Here is a 14,072-nt window from a genome sequence, read left to right as displayed (position 1 = left end):
GCTTTATAGGGTGTAGGCAATGCCCACCTGCACCGTACGCGGCGCACCCGGATACGCATAGATATTGCCGAAGGCACCCTCTTCATACTCGCGATTGAACAGGTTCTTCACATCCAGGTTCAGCCGCACCTTGTCGTTGACCTTATAGAAGCTGAGCAGGTCGACCACGGTGTAGGCGTCCATCGAGAATGCGGTATTGGCGGTCTGGCCGGCGCGCTGGTCGACATACTTGCCGCCGGCGCCCAGGCCCAGGCCTTTGAGTGCACCGTCCTGGAACTCGTACACGTTGAGCAGGCTGAAGCTGTTGCGCGGGATGTTCAGCAGGCGGGTGCCGGAGCGGATCGTGTTGTCCTTGGTCACTTCGGCATCCACGTAGGCGTAGCCGCCAATTACGCGCCACTCAGGCGTGAGGTTGCCAGCTACGTTCAAGTCAAAACCACGGCTGCGCACCTGGCCGGCGGCGACGGAGAAGGTGTTGATCACCGGGTCGGTGGTCAGCACGTTCTTCTTCTCGATCTGGTAGATCGCTGCATCGACGCTCAATTGGCGATCGAATGCCTCCCACTTCACGCCCATCTCATAGGACTTGCCCTTTTCCGGCTCGAAGCCACCGCCTTCGCGCGCGGCGCCGGGGTTCGGTTTGAACGAACGTGCGGCATCGGCATACACCGCGACAGTCTCGGTGAGGTCGTAGATCACCCCCACGCGTGGGGTGACGGCGTTTTCGGCGGCCTGAAACGGGTTAACGCCGGGTACATAGCTTTCATAGTCATGTTCAAAACGCTCGAAACGCGCGCCCGCCAACACTTTCAACCGCTCAGTCAGCGCCACCTGATCCTGCACAAAAGCGGCGTAGGTCTTGAGGTTTTCCTTGTCGTGTGTCGGGGTGCGCGTCAGCGGCGGGCGTGTCTGACCGTAGACCGGATCGAAAATGTCGATCGGGTAAGTACCCGCAGCGGCGCTGGAGCGCTGGATGATCGACTTGTAGTCGTAATCCTCATATTCGATACCGGTCAGCAAGGTGTGCTCGAAACCGCCGGTGGAGAAATGCCCGGTCAGGTTGAGCTGGTAGTCCTTGTCGGTCCATTCCAGCTTGCGATAGTTGAAGTTGCGCTGCAGGGTGCGGCCGTCGGCGTTCAGGCTCGTCGGGCCATTGGCCTCGATGGCATTGCCTGCCAGGCTGCCATCCAACCACTGGAACCCACCGCCCAATGTCCAGTTGTCGTTGAGCAGATGCTCGAAACGCACCTGCGCCATGTTGTTGTCGTTGTGCAGTTTGCCCACGTCCTTGTCACCCCAGAAGGTGTCGCGTGACGGCGTGCCACGCTGGTTGGGGAAACGCGTCAGGCCGCGGTCCAGCGGGTGGTTGTTGCGCATGAAGTCGCCTTCGAAGGTCACCTTGGTGTCGTCCGTGGCTTGCCAAGTGATCACCGGGGCAACGCCGTAGCGTTCAGTCTCGACATGATCACGGAAGGTGTCACCACCCTCACCCACCACGTTCAGGCGATAGGCCAGGCGGCCCCCTTCATCCAGCGGGCCGGAGGCATCCAGGGTGCCACGCTGCATGCCCTGGTCATTCAATTGGCTGCCGAGGGTCACTGTGCGCTCGGCCAGCGGTTGCTTGGACACCACGTTGAACGTGCCGCCTGGGTCGCCACGGCCATACAGCATGGTCGCCGGGCCGCGCAGTACTTCGAGGCGCTCGATGGTGTTGGCGTCCGGCATGTTCGGGTAGCCACGGTTGATCGGGAAACCATTGCGGTAGAACTCGCCGGTGGTAAAGCCGCGCACGGTGAAGGTGGTAAGCCCCTGCCCGCCGAAGTTGTTGGCCCGGCCCACGCCGCCGGCGTAATCCAGGGCGTCCTGCAGTCGCGTGGCGCCGAGGTCTTCGACCACATCCTTGGAGACGACGCTGATCGATTGCGGGGTTTCATGGATGGAGGTATCGGTTCGCGTTGCACTGGCGGAGCGTGTGGCGTGGTAACCCTTGACCGGCCCCTGAGCCGTTTCATAGTCGGCGGTGCCGGTGATGCTGGTGGCTTGCAGTTCGATCGCGGTTTTTTCGACCGGCTCGACTTCGGCCCAACTGAAAGGGGAAAACGCCTGAAGCACACAAATGGAAACCAGGGTACGACGCATAGGGGATGAACCTAGTGAAAGAGCCAGACGGGGCGGCATATCTGCCAATTATTTTGCGCCGCATGGTATACCAATGATATTTCGATTGATATGTATTCTCATTCACTATTTTTTGCGTATCCGCTTGGTAACAAATTCGCCGAGCAAAAAATACGCGCGAAAAAAGCCACTCAATTGAGTGGCTCATAGGCGCTTAGGCTCGCCTCAGCGATAGCGCTCCAACCAGTGCGCATAAGGCGCTGGCAGGGTCCAGGAGGATTTTTCAACGCCCAGTTCCTTGGCGGCGAAATACGCCCAATGCGGGTCAGCCAGGTGCGCGCGGCCGACCGAAACCAGGTCAAGCTGGCCGGCCTGCAAGGCGCCTTCGGCCAGTTGCGGGGTGCCAAAACCCCAGGCGGAGGTCACCGGGATACCGGCTTCACGGCGTACACGCTCGGCGATCGGGCCCATAAAGGCCGGGCCCCACGGGATATTGGTGTCGGGGATGGTGAAACCGACGCTGACGCTCAGCAGGTCCAGGCCACCGGCCTTGAAGCGGCGGGCCAGTTCGATGGATTCCGTGAGGGTCTGCTCATCACGGCCGTCGTATTCAATCACGCCAAAACGCGCGGTCAGGGGCAGGTTTTCCGGCCAGACTTCACGCACCGCCGCCAGGGTTTCCAGGAGGAAACGACTGCGGTTGTCGAAGCTGCCACCGTAGGCGTCAGTACGCTGGTTGGAATGCTCGGAGAAAAAGCTCTGGCCCAGGTAGCCGTGGGCGAAGTGCAGTTCGATCCATTCAAAGCCGGCGTCACGGGCGCGACGGGCAGCGTCAACGAAGTCTTGGCGCACCCGGGCGATATCGTCCAGGGTCATGGCGCGTGGCACCTGGGGCAGGTTGGCACCGAAGGCAATCGCCGACGGAGCAATGGTTTCCCAGCTGCGCGCATCGGACGCCGGGATGTGGTCATCGCCTTCCCACGGGCGGTTGGCGCTGGCTTTGCGGCCGGCGTGGGCAATCTGGATGCCCGGCACCGAGCCGGCGGCCTTGATCGCCTTGACCATCGGCACGAACGCCTCGGCGTGAGCATCGCTCCAGATGCCGGCACAGCCTGGCGTAATGCGCCCTTCAGGAGATACCGCCGTGGCCTCGACCACCAGCAGGCCAGCACCGCCACGGGCCATACCGGCCAGGTGCACGTGGTGCCAGTCGTTGACGATGCCATCATCGGCCTTGTATTGGCACATCGGCGGGATGGCGATGCGATTGCGCAGGGTAACGTCTTTAAGTTTGAACGGTTCGAACAAAGCGGACATCGGAAGCTCCAGATACGAGTGAGTGATTCGATAGTTCGATGGTAATCGAACTATGGTCTCAACGATACCCCCCTGTTATCATCCGCCCCATGCGAGCCTTCAAACACCCGACCCTTCAAGACCTGACCCTCGAGCGCCTGTTGTATGCCTTGAGTGATCCGGTGCGCCTGGAAATCGTCCGCTACCTGGCCAATGTGCCCGAGGCCACCTGCGGCGAACTGGACGGCGGGCGGCCCAAGTCGAGCATGTCCCATCACTTCCGGGTATTGCGCGATGCCGGCCTGGTACAGACTCGCAGCGCGGGCACCACCCATCTGAATTCATTGCGTGGCGAGCTGCTGGAAGAACGGTTCCCGGGGTTGCTCGCGAGTATCCTCTCCCAGCATTGATCAGCGCCGAAGCCGGGCGGATCGATGCGCCCTTGCAACGGACAGCGTCACGACCAGAATTGTTCCAGACCCCACCAACGGCTTAACCGTTTCAGTCCCCGCAGCGAACCTTCCCCGCTACCTGGCGTCCGAGCTAAGGCACTGTTGCTTACCGTTCGCGCGAGGTTGTCGTTTGAAAGCCGCCATCATCAAAAAGTACCGCCTGATCATCAAGACCATGGGTTACGTGGGCTGGGCCCTGTTCTGGCTGTTGCTGTGGGACGTCGCCGTCACCGTGGACTTCATGCTGTTTCTCACCGCCAAGATCAACCTGCCGCTGATGCCCCTCACCCTGCTGGGTTCGGCGCTGGTGGTGCTGATCAGTTTTCGCAACAGCAGTGCCTACAACCGTTGGTGGGAAGCCCGCACGCTGTGGGGCGCGATGGTCAACAATTCGCGCAGCTTCGCGCGCCAGGTGCTGACCCTGCTCGACGACCACGGCAGCGAGGTCAACCCGGTCAAGGCCACCCTGCTGCGCCGCCATGTGGCCTATGTGAATTGCCTGGCCGCCCACCTCAAGGGCCAGCCGTGCCCTGACGAAGTGCGCGCATTCATCCCCGCCGAGGAGTTCGCACGCAACGGCGCCACCAATAACTTTGCCAATGACATCCTCACCGGCTCGGCGGCACTGCTGGCCAAGGAATACAAGGCTGGGCACCTGGACAGCATTCGCCTGGCGCGGCTGGAGTCGACCCTGGTGGACTTGTCCAACGCCCAGGGCGGCATGGAGCGTATCGCCAACACCCCGCTGCCCTACCCCTATGTGTATTTCCCACGGCTGTTTATCTCGCTGTTCTGCCTGATCGTGCCGGTGGGCCTGGTGGAATCCCTGGGCTGGTTCACGCCGCTGGCGTCGACGGTGGTGGGCTTTATGCTGCTGGCGATCGAACGCATCGGCACCGACTTGCAAAGCCCGTTTCACTCCAGTGAGCACCAGATCCAGATGGAAAGCATCTGCGAAACCATCGAGAAAAACCTGCAATCGATGCAGCGCGACGCGCTGGGCGGCGACCGTATCGGTTAATCACCTCTTCGCGCCTCAAGTGCTTACCCCCGCAGTCGATATACAGGGGGTACGCATGGGCCATCTCCCCTTCATAACAACACATGCGACGTTCGACGCTAGCGTTTCTGCCTTGCCAAAACTATAAATACCCGCAGGAGAAATCATGAACATCAAGCAAAAGCTTACCTGGGCGTTTGCGGGCATCGCGTGCCTGCCGGTCATCCTGGTGGCCGTGTTGGTCGTACTGAACCTGCGCGAAGGGGCCATGGCGAATTTTCTCGACAGCAGTGGCCGTGAGATTCGCCAGATCGACAATGGCATGAAGCAGTTCTTCGACGGCATCAGCCAGAACGTCGACTTTGTGGCCAAGGATCCGCGCGTTGTCGCGGCCAAGGACCTCAAGAGCTATGCCGGCGCCGACGCCGCACAAATCCCGCTGACACCGACCAATCAAGAGCTGCTGGGGATTTTCGACCAGTTCGCCAAAAGCCATCCGAGCACTGCCTACCTGTCCCTGGGTTTGAAGGACGGCGGCTACGCCAGTTGGCCCGACGACACCAAACTGAACAACTACGACCCGCGCGTGCGCCCCTGGTACCAGGCGGCCATCGCCGCGCCGGGTAAAACCGTGCGCACCGGGGCCTATTACTGGGCGCCGGACGATGTGACGCTGATCGGCACCGTGCACACCGTCGCCGATGCCAGCGGCAACATCCTCGGCGTGGTCGGCCTGGACGTGTCGCTCAAGCAGCTCACCGAACTGGTGCGTAACATCAAGCTGGGCGACAGCGGTTACCTGATGCTGGTGGAAGCCAACGGCAACGTATTGGTCGACCCCAGCGATGCCAAGCACAACTTCAAGCCCCTGGCCGACCTCGGCGCCAATTACGCCGAGCTGGCCAAGCGCGGCGACGGCGTGACCCAGATCGACATCAACGGCGTGGCCTACATGGCCAACGTGGTCAGTTCCAAAGACCTCGGCTGGCGCTTTATCGGCTTGATCAAACGTGACGAAGTAATGGCCGGCGCTACCAGCCTGACCTGGTTGATCGCCGCCATCGCGGCAGCCCTGGCCATTGTCTTCGCCATCGTTGGCGCCAGCTTCGCCAGCGTGATCGTGCGCCCGATTCGCGGCGTGGCCGACGGCCTGCAAGAGATTGCCGAGGGTGAAGGCGACCTGACGCGCCAACTCAAGGTGCAGGGCAAGGATGAAACCGCCAGCCTGGCAGGCTGGTTCAACCAGTTCCTGAGCATGATCGCGCAGTTGGTGCAGCGTATCGGCAACGCCTCATCCGACCTGCAAACCGCCGCCGCCGACACCAGCGAAGTCGCCAACAACATGAACCAGGCCGCCGGCCGCCAGCGTGAAGCGGTGGAACTGGTGAGCACCGCATTCAACGAGATGGTCGCCACCGCCAACGAAGTCGCGCGCTCCTGCAGCGCCGCCGCCACCAGCGCCGACGAAGGCTACCGCGACGTGCACGACGGCCAGCAACATATCGGCGAAGCCACCGGCAGCGTGCTCAAGCTCAGCGAAGACCTGCAAAAGTCGACCCAGACCATGCAGCTGCTGGAGCAGGACAGCAAAAACATCAACACCATCCTCGACACCATCCGCTCCATTGCCGAGCAGACCAACCTGCTGGCGCTCAACGCCGCGATTGAAGCCGCGCGCGCCGGTGACCAGGGCCGGGGGTTCGCCGTGGTCGCCGACGAAGTCCGCGCCCTGGCCCGCCGTACCGCCGACTCCACCGGCGAAATCGACAGCCTGCTCGGCAACCTCGCCCGCCGCACCCAGGAAGTCACGGTGCAGATGCAAGGCAGCCTGCAGGTCAGCCAAACCAGCGTGGAGCGTATCCAGCAGGCCCGCGACAGCTTCGACAAGATCCGTGGCTCGGTGGACTCGATCCGCGACCAGAACACCCAGATCGCCACCGCCGCCGAGGAACAGCACCAGGTGGCCGAGGAGATCAACCGGCACATCGCGCAGATCCATGCCGATGCGCAACTGGTCGAAGGCTTCGCCCACTCGGCGCAGACCGGGTCAGGCCGGCTTACGGATATTTCGGGGCAGCTCAAGGGGTTGGTGGGCCGCTTCAAGTTCTGACCGCGCACCCGGGCCCTCGACTTCACCGTTGAGGGCCTTGTGCATTTTCACCGTGTCCAACGCCCCTACCCACTTGGCGATGGCCATGGTGCCCACGCCATTGCCGATGGTGTTGGTGATCGCCCGCGCTTCCGACATAAACCGATCCACACCCAACAACAGCACCATGCCCGCCACCGGGATGGTGCCCAACGACGACAGCGTCGCGGCCAGGATAATAAAGCCCGACCCGGTCACCCCCGCCGAACCTTTGGACGTGAACATCAACACCGCCAGCACGATCAACTGGTCGGTGAGGGTCAACGGCGTATTGGTGGCCTGGGCGATGAAGATCGCCGCGATGGTGTAGTAGATCGCCTGGCCGTCGGGGTTGAACGTCAGGCCCGACGGGATGATCATCCCGGCCACCGGCTTGGACACGCCGGCCTTTTCCATCTTGGCGATCATCTGCGGCAGCACCGACTCCGACGAACTGGTACCGAGCACGGTAAACAGTTCTTCCTTGATGAACTTCAAGAACTTCCACAGGCTGAACCCGCTGTAGCGGCAGATCGGCCCGAGCACGAAGATCACGAAGACCGCGCAGGTCAGGTACACGCAGGCCATCAGCTTGCCGAGGGAGAACAGCGAGCCAAAGCCGTATTTGCCGATGGTGAACGCAATCGCCCCAAACGCGCCGACGGGCGCCAGGCGCATCACCATATTGACGATGCGAAACATGCCCTGCATCAGGCTGTCGAGCGTGTCGACAAAGGGTTTGCCACGCGGCCCTACTGCGGCCAACGCCACGCCCAGCAGGATCGAAAACAGCAGAATCTGCAGCACATTGCCCTTGGCGAAGGCATCCACCAGCGTGTCGGGAATGATGTTCATGATGAAGTCCATGAACGAGGCGTGCTTGACCGCCGTGGTGTAGGTGGCAAGGCTTGAGGTATCGAGGCTGGCCACATCGATGTTCATGCCGGCGCCGGGCTTGAACACATCCACCACCACCAGCCCGACCACCAGGGCCAGGGTCGACACCACTTCAAAGTAAATCAACGCGCGAAAGCCCACGCGCCCCAACTCTTTCATGTTCTCCATCTTGGCGATGCCGGTGACCACCGTGAGGAAAATCACCGGCGCCAGGAGCATTTTGATCAGTTTGATAAAGGCGTCACCCAAGGGCTTGAGCGCCGCGCCAGTGTCGGGCAGCAACACCCCGACAATCGCACCGAGGATCACGGCGATCAGCACTTGTACGTAGAGTTTGCCAAGTATTCTTTTCATGACAGGGCCCTGATTTTTATTGTTGTCAGGAAATGCCCGGGGATCGCCTGCAAGCAGCCGTCCCCTGGCGTTAAGCCGCAGTACTACTGTGAATCAGCGGTTGAGCAAGTCGATGACAGCATCGGTGACCTGGCGGGTGGTGGCGCTGCCGCCGAGGTCCGGGGTGTGCAACCCGCTTTCGGTGACGGCCTCGATGGCCGACATCAATTGCCGGGCTGCTGCAGGTTCGCCCAAGTGTTCCAGCATCATCGCGGCGGTCCAGAAGGTTGCGATGGGGTTGGCGACGCCCTTGCCGGTAATGTCGAATGCAGAGCCATGGATGGGTTCGAACATCGAGGGAAACTGGCGCGACGGGTTGAGGTTGGCCGTGGGTGCAATGCCCAGGCTGCCGGACAGCGCGGCGGCGAGGTCGGACAGAATGTCGGCATGCAGGTTGGTGGCGACAATCACATCCAGGGTCGAGGGCTTGAGCACCATGCGCGTGGTCACGGCGTCCACCAGTTCCTTGTCGACCTTCACGTCGGGGAAGTCCTTGGCGACCTCGTAGAAGATCTCATCCCACAGCACCATGCCGTGGCGCTGCGCGTTGGACTTGGTGACCATGGTCAGGTGCTTGCGCGGGCGGCTGCGCGCCAGTTCGAAGGCATAGCGGTGAATACGCTCGACCCCGGCCCGGGTGAACACCGAGACCTCGGTGGCCACCTCTTCCGGCAGGCCGCGGTGCACTCGGCCACCGTTGCCGGAATACTCGCCTTCGGAGTTTTCGCGCACCACCACCCAGTCAATCTGGTCGCCGTTGTGCAGCGGGCTTTTTACCCCGGGCAGCACCCGTGCGGGGCGCACGTTGGCGTATTGGTCGAAGCCTTGGCAGATCGGCAGGCGCAGGCCCCACAGCGAAATGTGGTCCGGCACATTCAAGGCGCCCACGGCGCCAAAGAAGATCGCATCGAAGGTCTTCAATTCGGCCAGGCCGCCTTCGGGGATGTAGTAGCCGTTCTTCAGGTAGTTGTCCGAGTTCCAGTCGAAATGCTTGAAGTGCAAGGCAAAGCCGGCTTTGCGCGCCAGGCTTTGCAGCACTTCGACGCCGGCAGCGATCACTTCCACGCCAATGCCGTCACCTGGGATTGCTGCAATGTTGTATGCGTTCATCATTCACTCCACTTCGTCACGTTGTTGTTTTTCCCGTTGGGCGAAGCTGTCCAAACGGGGTGTGACCGGAGTATATGTAGGGCTGCAAGCCGCATGATCGACTCGAAATCACTACATAAATAACTTTGAGTTACGAATGAGCCAGACCCTGGATTTGCAGTTTTTCTACCTGCTGGCCAATAAAGGCAGCCTGGTTGCCACCGCACGCGAGCTGGGCATCACCCCACCAGCAGTGAGCAAACGCCTGACCTTACTGGAGGCTCGCCTGGGCATCCGCCTGGTCAACCGCACTACCCGCTCCATGAGCCTGACGTCAGAAGGCGAGCTGTATTTCAGCCATGCCGCGCGCATCCTCACCCAGATCGACGAGTTGGAGCAGTTGCTCAGCAGCAGCCGTGCGACGCCCAAGGGCCTGATCCGGGTGAATGCGTCGCTGGGGTTTGGCCGCCGGCATATCGGCCCGGCTCTCGCGGCGTTTTTTGCGCAGTACCCGGAGGTGGAGATCCAACTGGAGATCAGCGACCACCCGCTGGACTTGGCCACCCACGGCTTTGACCTCGGCATCCGCTTCGGCAGCCTGCCGGATGCGACCTTCCATGCGCGCAAGATCGCCTCCAACCGCCGCCTGCTGTGCGCCTCGCCGCTGTACCTGGACAAACACGGCACGCCGCAGACACTCGCCGAGCTGCACCAGCACAATTGCATTTTCATTCGTCAGAACGAATCGCCCTATGGTGTGTGGTCGTTCACCCACGGCGGGCGCACGGAGAACATCAAGGTGCAAGGCGCGCTAGGCTGCAACGACGGCGAAGTGGCATTGAACTGGGCGCTGGAAGGCTATGGGGTGCTGCTGCGCGCAGAATGGGACATCGCCCGCTACGTGCGCAGCGGGCGCCTGCGCCTGGTGCTGGAGGACCAGACCCCGACCCGCGCCGATGTCTACGCGGTGTACCCGCAGCAACTGCACCTGTCGGCACGCGTGCGCAGCCTGATCGACTTTCTGATCGAACGCTTCAAGCACCTGGACAAGGTCGACGACGCCACACTGATGAGCGACTGATCCGGCCACGCAAGAATCTCCCCAACGGGACTTGTGCTTACGATATTATGGTATACCATCATACCGAAGACACACTCACCCCAGAGGAGCAGCTCATGAGTTTCGAAATCCGCAAGATCGTCAGCTACGTAGAAGAAACCTTCATCGAAGGCGGCAAGGCCTCCGACACCCCGGTAAAAATGGTCGGCCTCGCCGTGGTACTGAAAAACCCTTGGCTGGGTCGCGGTTTCGTCGAAGACCTCAAGCCTGAGATCCGCGCCAATTGCTCCGACCTCGGTGCGCTGATGGTCGAGCGCCTGGTGGCCATCATCGGCGGCGCCGAGAACATCGAAGCCTATGGCAAGGCCGCTGTGGTCGGCGCCGATGGCGAGATCGAACACGCCAGCGCGATCATCCATACCCTGCGTTTCGGCAACCACTACCGTGAAGCGGTCAAGGCCAAGAGCTACCTGAGCTTTACCAACAAACGTGGCGGGCCGGGTACCTCGATCCAGATCCCGATGATGCACAAGGACGACGAAGGCCTGCGTTCGCACTACGTCACCCTGGAAATGCAGATCGAAGATTCACCGCGCGCCGACGAAATCGTCGTGGTGCTGGGTTGCGCCGACGGCGGCCGCCTGCACCCGCGCATCGGCAACCGCTACATCGACCTGGAAGAGCTGGCGGCCGAAAAAGCCCAGTAAGCACCACCGGCCACCACAACAAAAAAGCATGCAGGAGCGCTCCATGATTCGGCTCACCGCTGAACACACCCCGGCTGGCACCAGTTACCTGGCGACCGGCCAAGGCCAGCCTGTGGTTTTGATCCACGGCGTGGGCCTGAATAAAGAAATGTGGGGCGGCCAGGTCGTAGGCCTGGCCACGAATTACCGCGTGATCAGCTACGACATGCTCGGCCACGGCGCCAGCCCGCGCCCGGCCGCCGGCACGCCGCTGCTGGGCTATGCCGACCAGTTGCTGGAACTGCTCGACCACCTGCAACTGCCCAAGGCCACGGTGATCGGTTTTTCCATGGGCGGCCTGGTAGCGCGGGCGTTTGCCCTGCATTACCCCGAGCGCTTGCAAAGCCTGGTGGTGCTCAACAGTGTGTTCAACCGCAGCCCCGAGCAGCGTGAAGGCGTGATCGCCCGCACCGCCCAGGCCGCCGAACACGGCCCGGATGCCAACGCCGAAGCGGCGCTGTCGCGCTGGTTCAGCCGCGAATACCAGGCGGCCAACCCGGCGCAGATCGCCGCCTTGCGTGAAACCCTGGCGGGCAACGATCCCCAGGGCTACCTCACCACTTATGAGCTGTTTGCCACCCAGGACATGTACCGTGCCGACGACCTCGGCAGCATCCAGGCGCCGACCCTGGTGGCTACCGGCGAACTGGACCCCGGCTCCACGCCGCAGATGGCCCGGCAGCTTGCCGATCGCATTCCTGGCGCAACCGTGGCGGTTTTGCCCGAGCAACGGCATATGATGCCGGTAGAATCGCCGCGCCTGGTCAACCAGCTGCTGCTGGGTTTTCTTCAAACGGCACACTCCCAACAACACCCGATAAAGGGGATCGTGGCATGACGCTTGAACGCTTCCAGATGTGCATCGGCGGTGAATGGGTCGATGCCCTGTCCGGCAAGACCTTTGACAGCCTCAACCCGGCCTTGGCCGAGCCTTGGGCGCAACTGCCCGACGCCGACGAGGCCGACGTGGAGCGCGCCGTGCAGGCCGCCCAAAGCGCCTTCGACAGCCCGGCCTGGCGCGGTCTCACCGCCACTGCGCGGGGCAAATTGCTGCGCCGCCTCGGTGACCTGATCGCCGAGAACAAAGAGCAACTGGCCCAGCTGGAAAGCCGCGACAACGGCAAGCTGATCCGTGAAACCCGTGGCCAGGTCAGCTACCTGCCGGAGTTTTTCCATTACACCGCAGGCCTGGCCGACAAGCTCGAAGGCGGCACCCTGCCCCTGGATAAACCCGACCTGTTCGCCTACACCGTGCACGAAGCCATGGGTGTGGTCGCGGCGATCATTCCGTGGAATAGCCCGCTGTACCTCACCGCCATCAAACTCGCGCCGGCCCTGGCGGCGGGCAATACCATCGTGATCAAACCGTCGGAACACGCCTCGGCGACCATCCTCGAGCTGGCACGCCTGGCCCTCGAAGCCGGTATTCCGCCGGGCGTGGTCAACGTGGTCACCGGCTACGGCCCGAGCACCGGTGCCGCCCTCACCCGCCACCCGCTGGTACGCAAGATCGCCTTTACCGGCGGCGCGGCCACGGCGCGGCATGTGGTGCGCAGCAGTGCCGAGAACTTCGCCAAGCTGTCGCTGGAACTGGGCGGCAAATCGCCGAATATCATTTTTGCCGATGCCGACCTCGACAGCGCCATCAACGGCGCGATTGCCGGTATTTATGCCGCGTCCGGGCAGAGTTGCGTGTCGGGCTCGCGCCTGTTGGTGCAGGATGAAATCTACGACGAGTTCGTCGAACGCCTGGTGGAGCGCGCCCAGCGCATCCGCATCGGCAACCCTCAGGAAGACGCCAGCGAAATGGGCCCCATGGCCACCGCGCAGCAACTGGCCGTGGTCGAAGGCCTGGTGGCCGACGCCATCGCCGAAGGCGCACGCCTGCGTACCGGCGGCAAGCGCCCGCAGAATCTCGGCGAGGGCTGGTTCTATGAGCCGACCCTGTTCGAATGCGACCGCAATTCGATGAAAATCATGCAGGAAGAAGTGTTCGGCCCGGTGGCCTCGGTCATTCGTTTCAAGGACGAAGCCGAAGCGCTGGCCATCGCCAACGACTCGCAGTTCGGCCTCGCTGCCGGCATCTGGACCCGCGACCTGGGCCGCGCCCACCGCCTGGCCCGGGACGTGCGCTCGGGCATCATCTGGGTCAACACCTATCGCGCCGTATCGGCCATGGCGCCCATCGGCGGCTTCAAGAACAGTGGCTACGGACGCGAAAGCGGCATCGATTCGGTGCTGGCCTACACCGAGCTGAAAACGGTGTGGATCAACCTCTCCCAGGCGCCCATGCCTGACCCCTTTGTGATGCGTTAAGAGTCCACGACCATGATCGAACCCGGTATTTATAAAGACGTCATGAGCTCCTTCCCTTCCGGCGTCACGGTGGTCACCACCCTCGACCCGGACGGCGGCATCGTCGGCATCACCGCCAGCGCGTTCAGCGCGCTGTCGATCGACCCGGCCCTGGTGCTGTTCTGCCCCAACTACGCCTCGGACACCTACCCGATTCTGCGCGACAGCAAGCGCTTTGCGATTCACCTGCTGTCCGCCGACCAGACCGCCGAAGCCTATGCGTTTGCCAGCAAGGGCAAGGAAAAGGCCAAGGGTATCGAGTGGCATTTGAGCGAACTGGGCAACCCGCTGCTGGCCAAGGCCACGGCGATCATCGAATGCGAGCTGTGGCGCGAGTATGACGGCGGCGACCACGCGATCATCGTCGGCGCGGTGAAAAACCTGATCCTGCCCGCAGAGCCGGTCACGCCGATGATCTACCACAAGGGCAAACTGGGCCCGCTGCCCACCCTGGCCTGAGGCGCGCTGCAGGCCAGAGGGTTTGTCGCTTAAAGAACGCGGCATGATAAACTCGGGCATGATTTCGGCTCTCAATCGG

The 14,072-nt window shown here is 62.2% G+C and carries 11 protein-coding genes and 2 pseudogenes; 9 read left to right on the top strand and 4 right to left on the bottom strand.

Annotated elements, in window-relative coordinates; genetic code table 11:
* Positions 1–3: 3 nt before the first annotated feature.
* Together CXQ82_RS11055 and CXQ82_RS11050 are read right to left on the bottom strand one after the other, a co-directional pair.
* On the bottom strand, positions 4–2,139 hold the full coding sequence (locus CXQ82_RS11055; RefSeq protein ID WP_101268771.1) for a TonB-dependent siderophore receptor: 2,136 nt from the start codon (positions 2,137–2,139) through the stop codon (positions 4–6).
* Between the two features lie 204 nt (positions 2,140–2,343).
* Positions 2,344–3,435, bottom strand: coding sequence for an NADH:flavin oxidoreductase/NADH oxidase (locus tag CXQ82_RS11050; RefSeq protein ID WP_101268769.1), 1,092 nt, complete (start codon positions 3,433–3,435; stop codon positions 2,344–2,346).
* An 89-nt stretch (positions 3,436–3,524) separates the two neighbouring features.
* Between CXQ82_RS11050 and CXQ82_RS11045 the strand changes: the two genes are divergently transcribed.
* The 4 genes and pseudogenes from CXQ82_RS11045 to CXQ82_RS31890 form a co-directional block, all read left to right on the top strand.
* Positions 3,525–3,824 (top strand): helix-turn-helix transcriptional regulator, encoded by a 300-nt coding sequence (locus CXQ82_RS11045; protein ID WP_101268767.1) that lies wholly within the window; start codon positions 3,525–3,527, stop codon positions 3,822–3,824.
* A 172-nt stretch (positions 3,825–3,996) separates the two neighbouring features.
* Entirely contained in the window at positions 3,997–4,887 is an 891-nt protein-coding gene (locus CXQ82_RS11040) for a bestrophin family protein (protein ID WP_101268765.1), read from the top strand.
* A gap of 145 nt (positions 4,888–5,032) precedes the next feature.
* Positions 5,033–6,112: pseudogene (locus CXQ82_RS31895) on the top strand (cache domain-containing protein); the annotation flags it as partial.
* Between the two features lie 327 nt (positions 6,113–6,439).
* Positions 6,440–6,976 (top strand): annotated as a pseudogene (locus tag CXQ82_RS31890) (methyl-accepting chemotaxis protein); the annotation flags it as partial.
* Here the strand turns inward: CXQ82_RS31890 and CXQ82_RS11030 are convergent.
* Both CXQ82_RS11030 and CXQ82_RS11025 read right to left on the bottom strand, forming a co-directional pair.
* Positions 6,914–8,245, bottom strand: coding sequence for a dicarboxylate/amino acid:cation symporter (locus CXQ82_RS11030; protein ID WP_256581891.1), 1,332 nt, complete (start codon positions 8,243–8,245; stop codon positions 6,914–6,916). The pseudogene CXQ82_RS31890 and the gene CXQ82_RS11030 overlap by 63 nt on opposite strands.
* A 93-nt stretch (positions 8,246–8,338) precedes the next feature.
* Positions 8,339–9,394 carry a tartrate dehydrogenase gene (locus CXQ82_RS11025; RefSeq protein ID WP_101268761.1) on the bottom strand — a complete coding sequence of 352 codons (1,056 nt, stop codon included), beginning with the start codon at positions 9,392–9,394 and terminating at the stop codon, positions 8,339–8,341.
* 136 nt (positions 9,395–9,530) lie between these two features.
* Between CXQ82_RS11025 and CXQ82_RS11020 the strand changes: the two genes are divergently transcribed.
* The 5 genes from CXQ82_RS11020 (at position 9,531) to CXQ82_RS11000 (ending at position 13,993) form a co-directional block, all read left to right on the top strand.
* Positions 9,531–10,454: a LysR substrate-binding domain-containing protein gene (locus CXQ82_RS11020; RefSeq protein ID WP_101268759.1), complete on the top strand. Its 924-nt coding sequence runs from the start codon at positions 9,531–9,533 to the stop codon at positions 10,452–10,454.
* 95 nt (positions 10,455–10,549) lie between these two features.
* Entirely contained in the window at positions 10,550–11,140 is a 591-nt protein-coding gene (locus CXQ82_RS11015) for an amino acid synthesis family protein (RefSeq protein WP_101268758.1), read from the top strand.
* 43 nt (positions 11,141–11,183) lie between these two features.
* Positions 11,184–12,017 (top strand): alpha/beta fold hydrolase, encoded by an 834-nt coding sequence (locus CXQ82_RS11010; RefSeq protein ID WP_101268756.1) that lies wholly within the window; start codon positions 11,184–11,186, stop codon positions 12,015–12,017.
* On the top strand, positions 12,014–13,495 hold the full coding sequence (locus CXQ82_RS11005; RefSeq protein ID WP_101268754.1) for an aldehyde dehydrogenase: 1,482 nt from the start codon (positions 12,014–12,016) through the stop codon (positions 13,493–13,495). The genes CXQ82_RS11010 and CXQ82_RS11005 overlap by 4 nt, the downstream gene beginning before the upstream one ends.
* Before the next feature lie 12 nt (positions 13,496–13,507).
* On the top strand, positions 13,508–13,993 hold the full coding sequence (locus CXQ82_RS11000; RefSeq protein WP_099584572.1) for a flavin reductase family protein: 486 nt from the start codon (positions 13,508–13,510) through the stop codon (positions 13,991–13,993).
* Positions 13,994–14,072 lie beyond the last annotated feature (79 nt).

It is taken from the genome of Pseudomonas sp. S09G 359 (assembly GCF_002843605.1).
Taxonomy (GTDB): domain Bacteria; phylum Pseudomonadota; class Gammaproteobacteria; order Pseudomonadales; family Pseudomonadaceae; genus Aquipseudomonas.
This window is presented reverse-complemented; position numbering and strand designations above follow the sequence as displayed.

Bases quoted from the DNA above. Each gene is read 5' to 3' on its own strand.
- CXQ82_RS11030 (WP_256581891.1), bottom strand. From the start codon at position 8,245: ATGAAAAGAATACTTGGCAAACTCTACGTACAAGTGCTGATCGCCGTG.
- CXQ82_RS11020 (WP_101268759.1), top strand. From the start codon at position 9,531: ATGAGCCAGACCCTGGATTTGCAGTTTTTCTACCTGCTGGCCAATAAA.
- CXQ82_RS11055 (WP_101268771.1), bottom strand. From the start codon at position 2,139: ATGCGTCGTACCCTGGTTTCCATTTGTGTGCTTCAGGCGTTTTCCCCT.
- CXQ82_RS11000 (WP_099584572.1), top strand. From the start codon at position 13,508: ATGATCGAACCCGGTATTTATAAAGACGTCATGAGCTCCTTCCCTTCC.
- CXQ82_RS11045 (WP_101268767.1), top strand. From the start codon at position 3,525: ATGCGAGCCTTCAAACACCCGACCCTTCAAGACCTGACCCTCGAGCGC.
- CXQ82_RS11025 (WP_101268761.1), bottom strand. From the start codon at position 9,394: ATGAACGCATACAACATTGCAGCAATCCCAGGTGACGGCATTGGCGTG.
- CXQ82_RS11010 (WP_101268756.1), top strand. From the start codon at position 11,184: ATGATTCGGCTCACCGCTGAACACACCCCGGCTGGCACCAGTTACCTG.
- CXQ82_RS11005 (WP_101268754.1), top strand. From the start codon at position 12,014: ATGACGCTTGAACGCTTCCAGATGTGCATCGGCGGTGAATGGGTCGAT.
- CXQ82_RS11015 (WP_101268758.1), top strand. From the start codon at position 10,550: ATGAGTTTCGAAATCCGCAAGATCGTCAGCTACGTAGAAGAAACCTTC.
- CXQ82_RS11050 (WP_101268769.1), bottom strand. From the start codon at position 3,435: ATGTCCGCTTTGTTCGAACCGTTCAAACTTAAAGACGTTACCCTGCGC.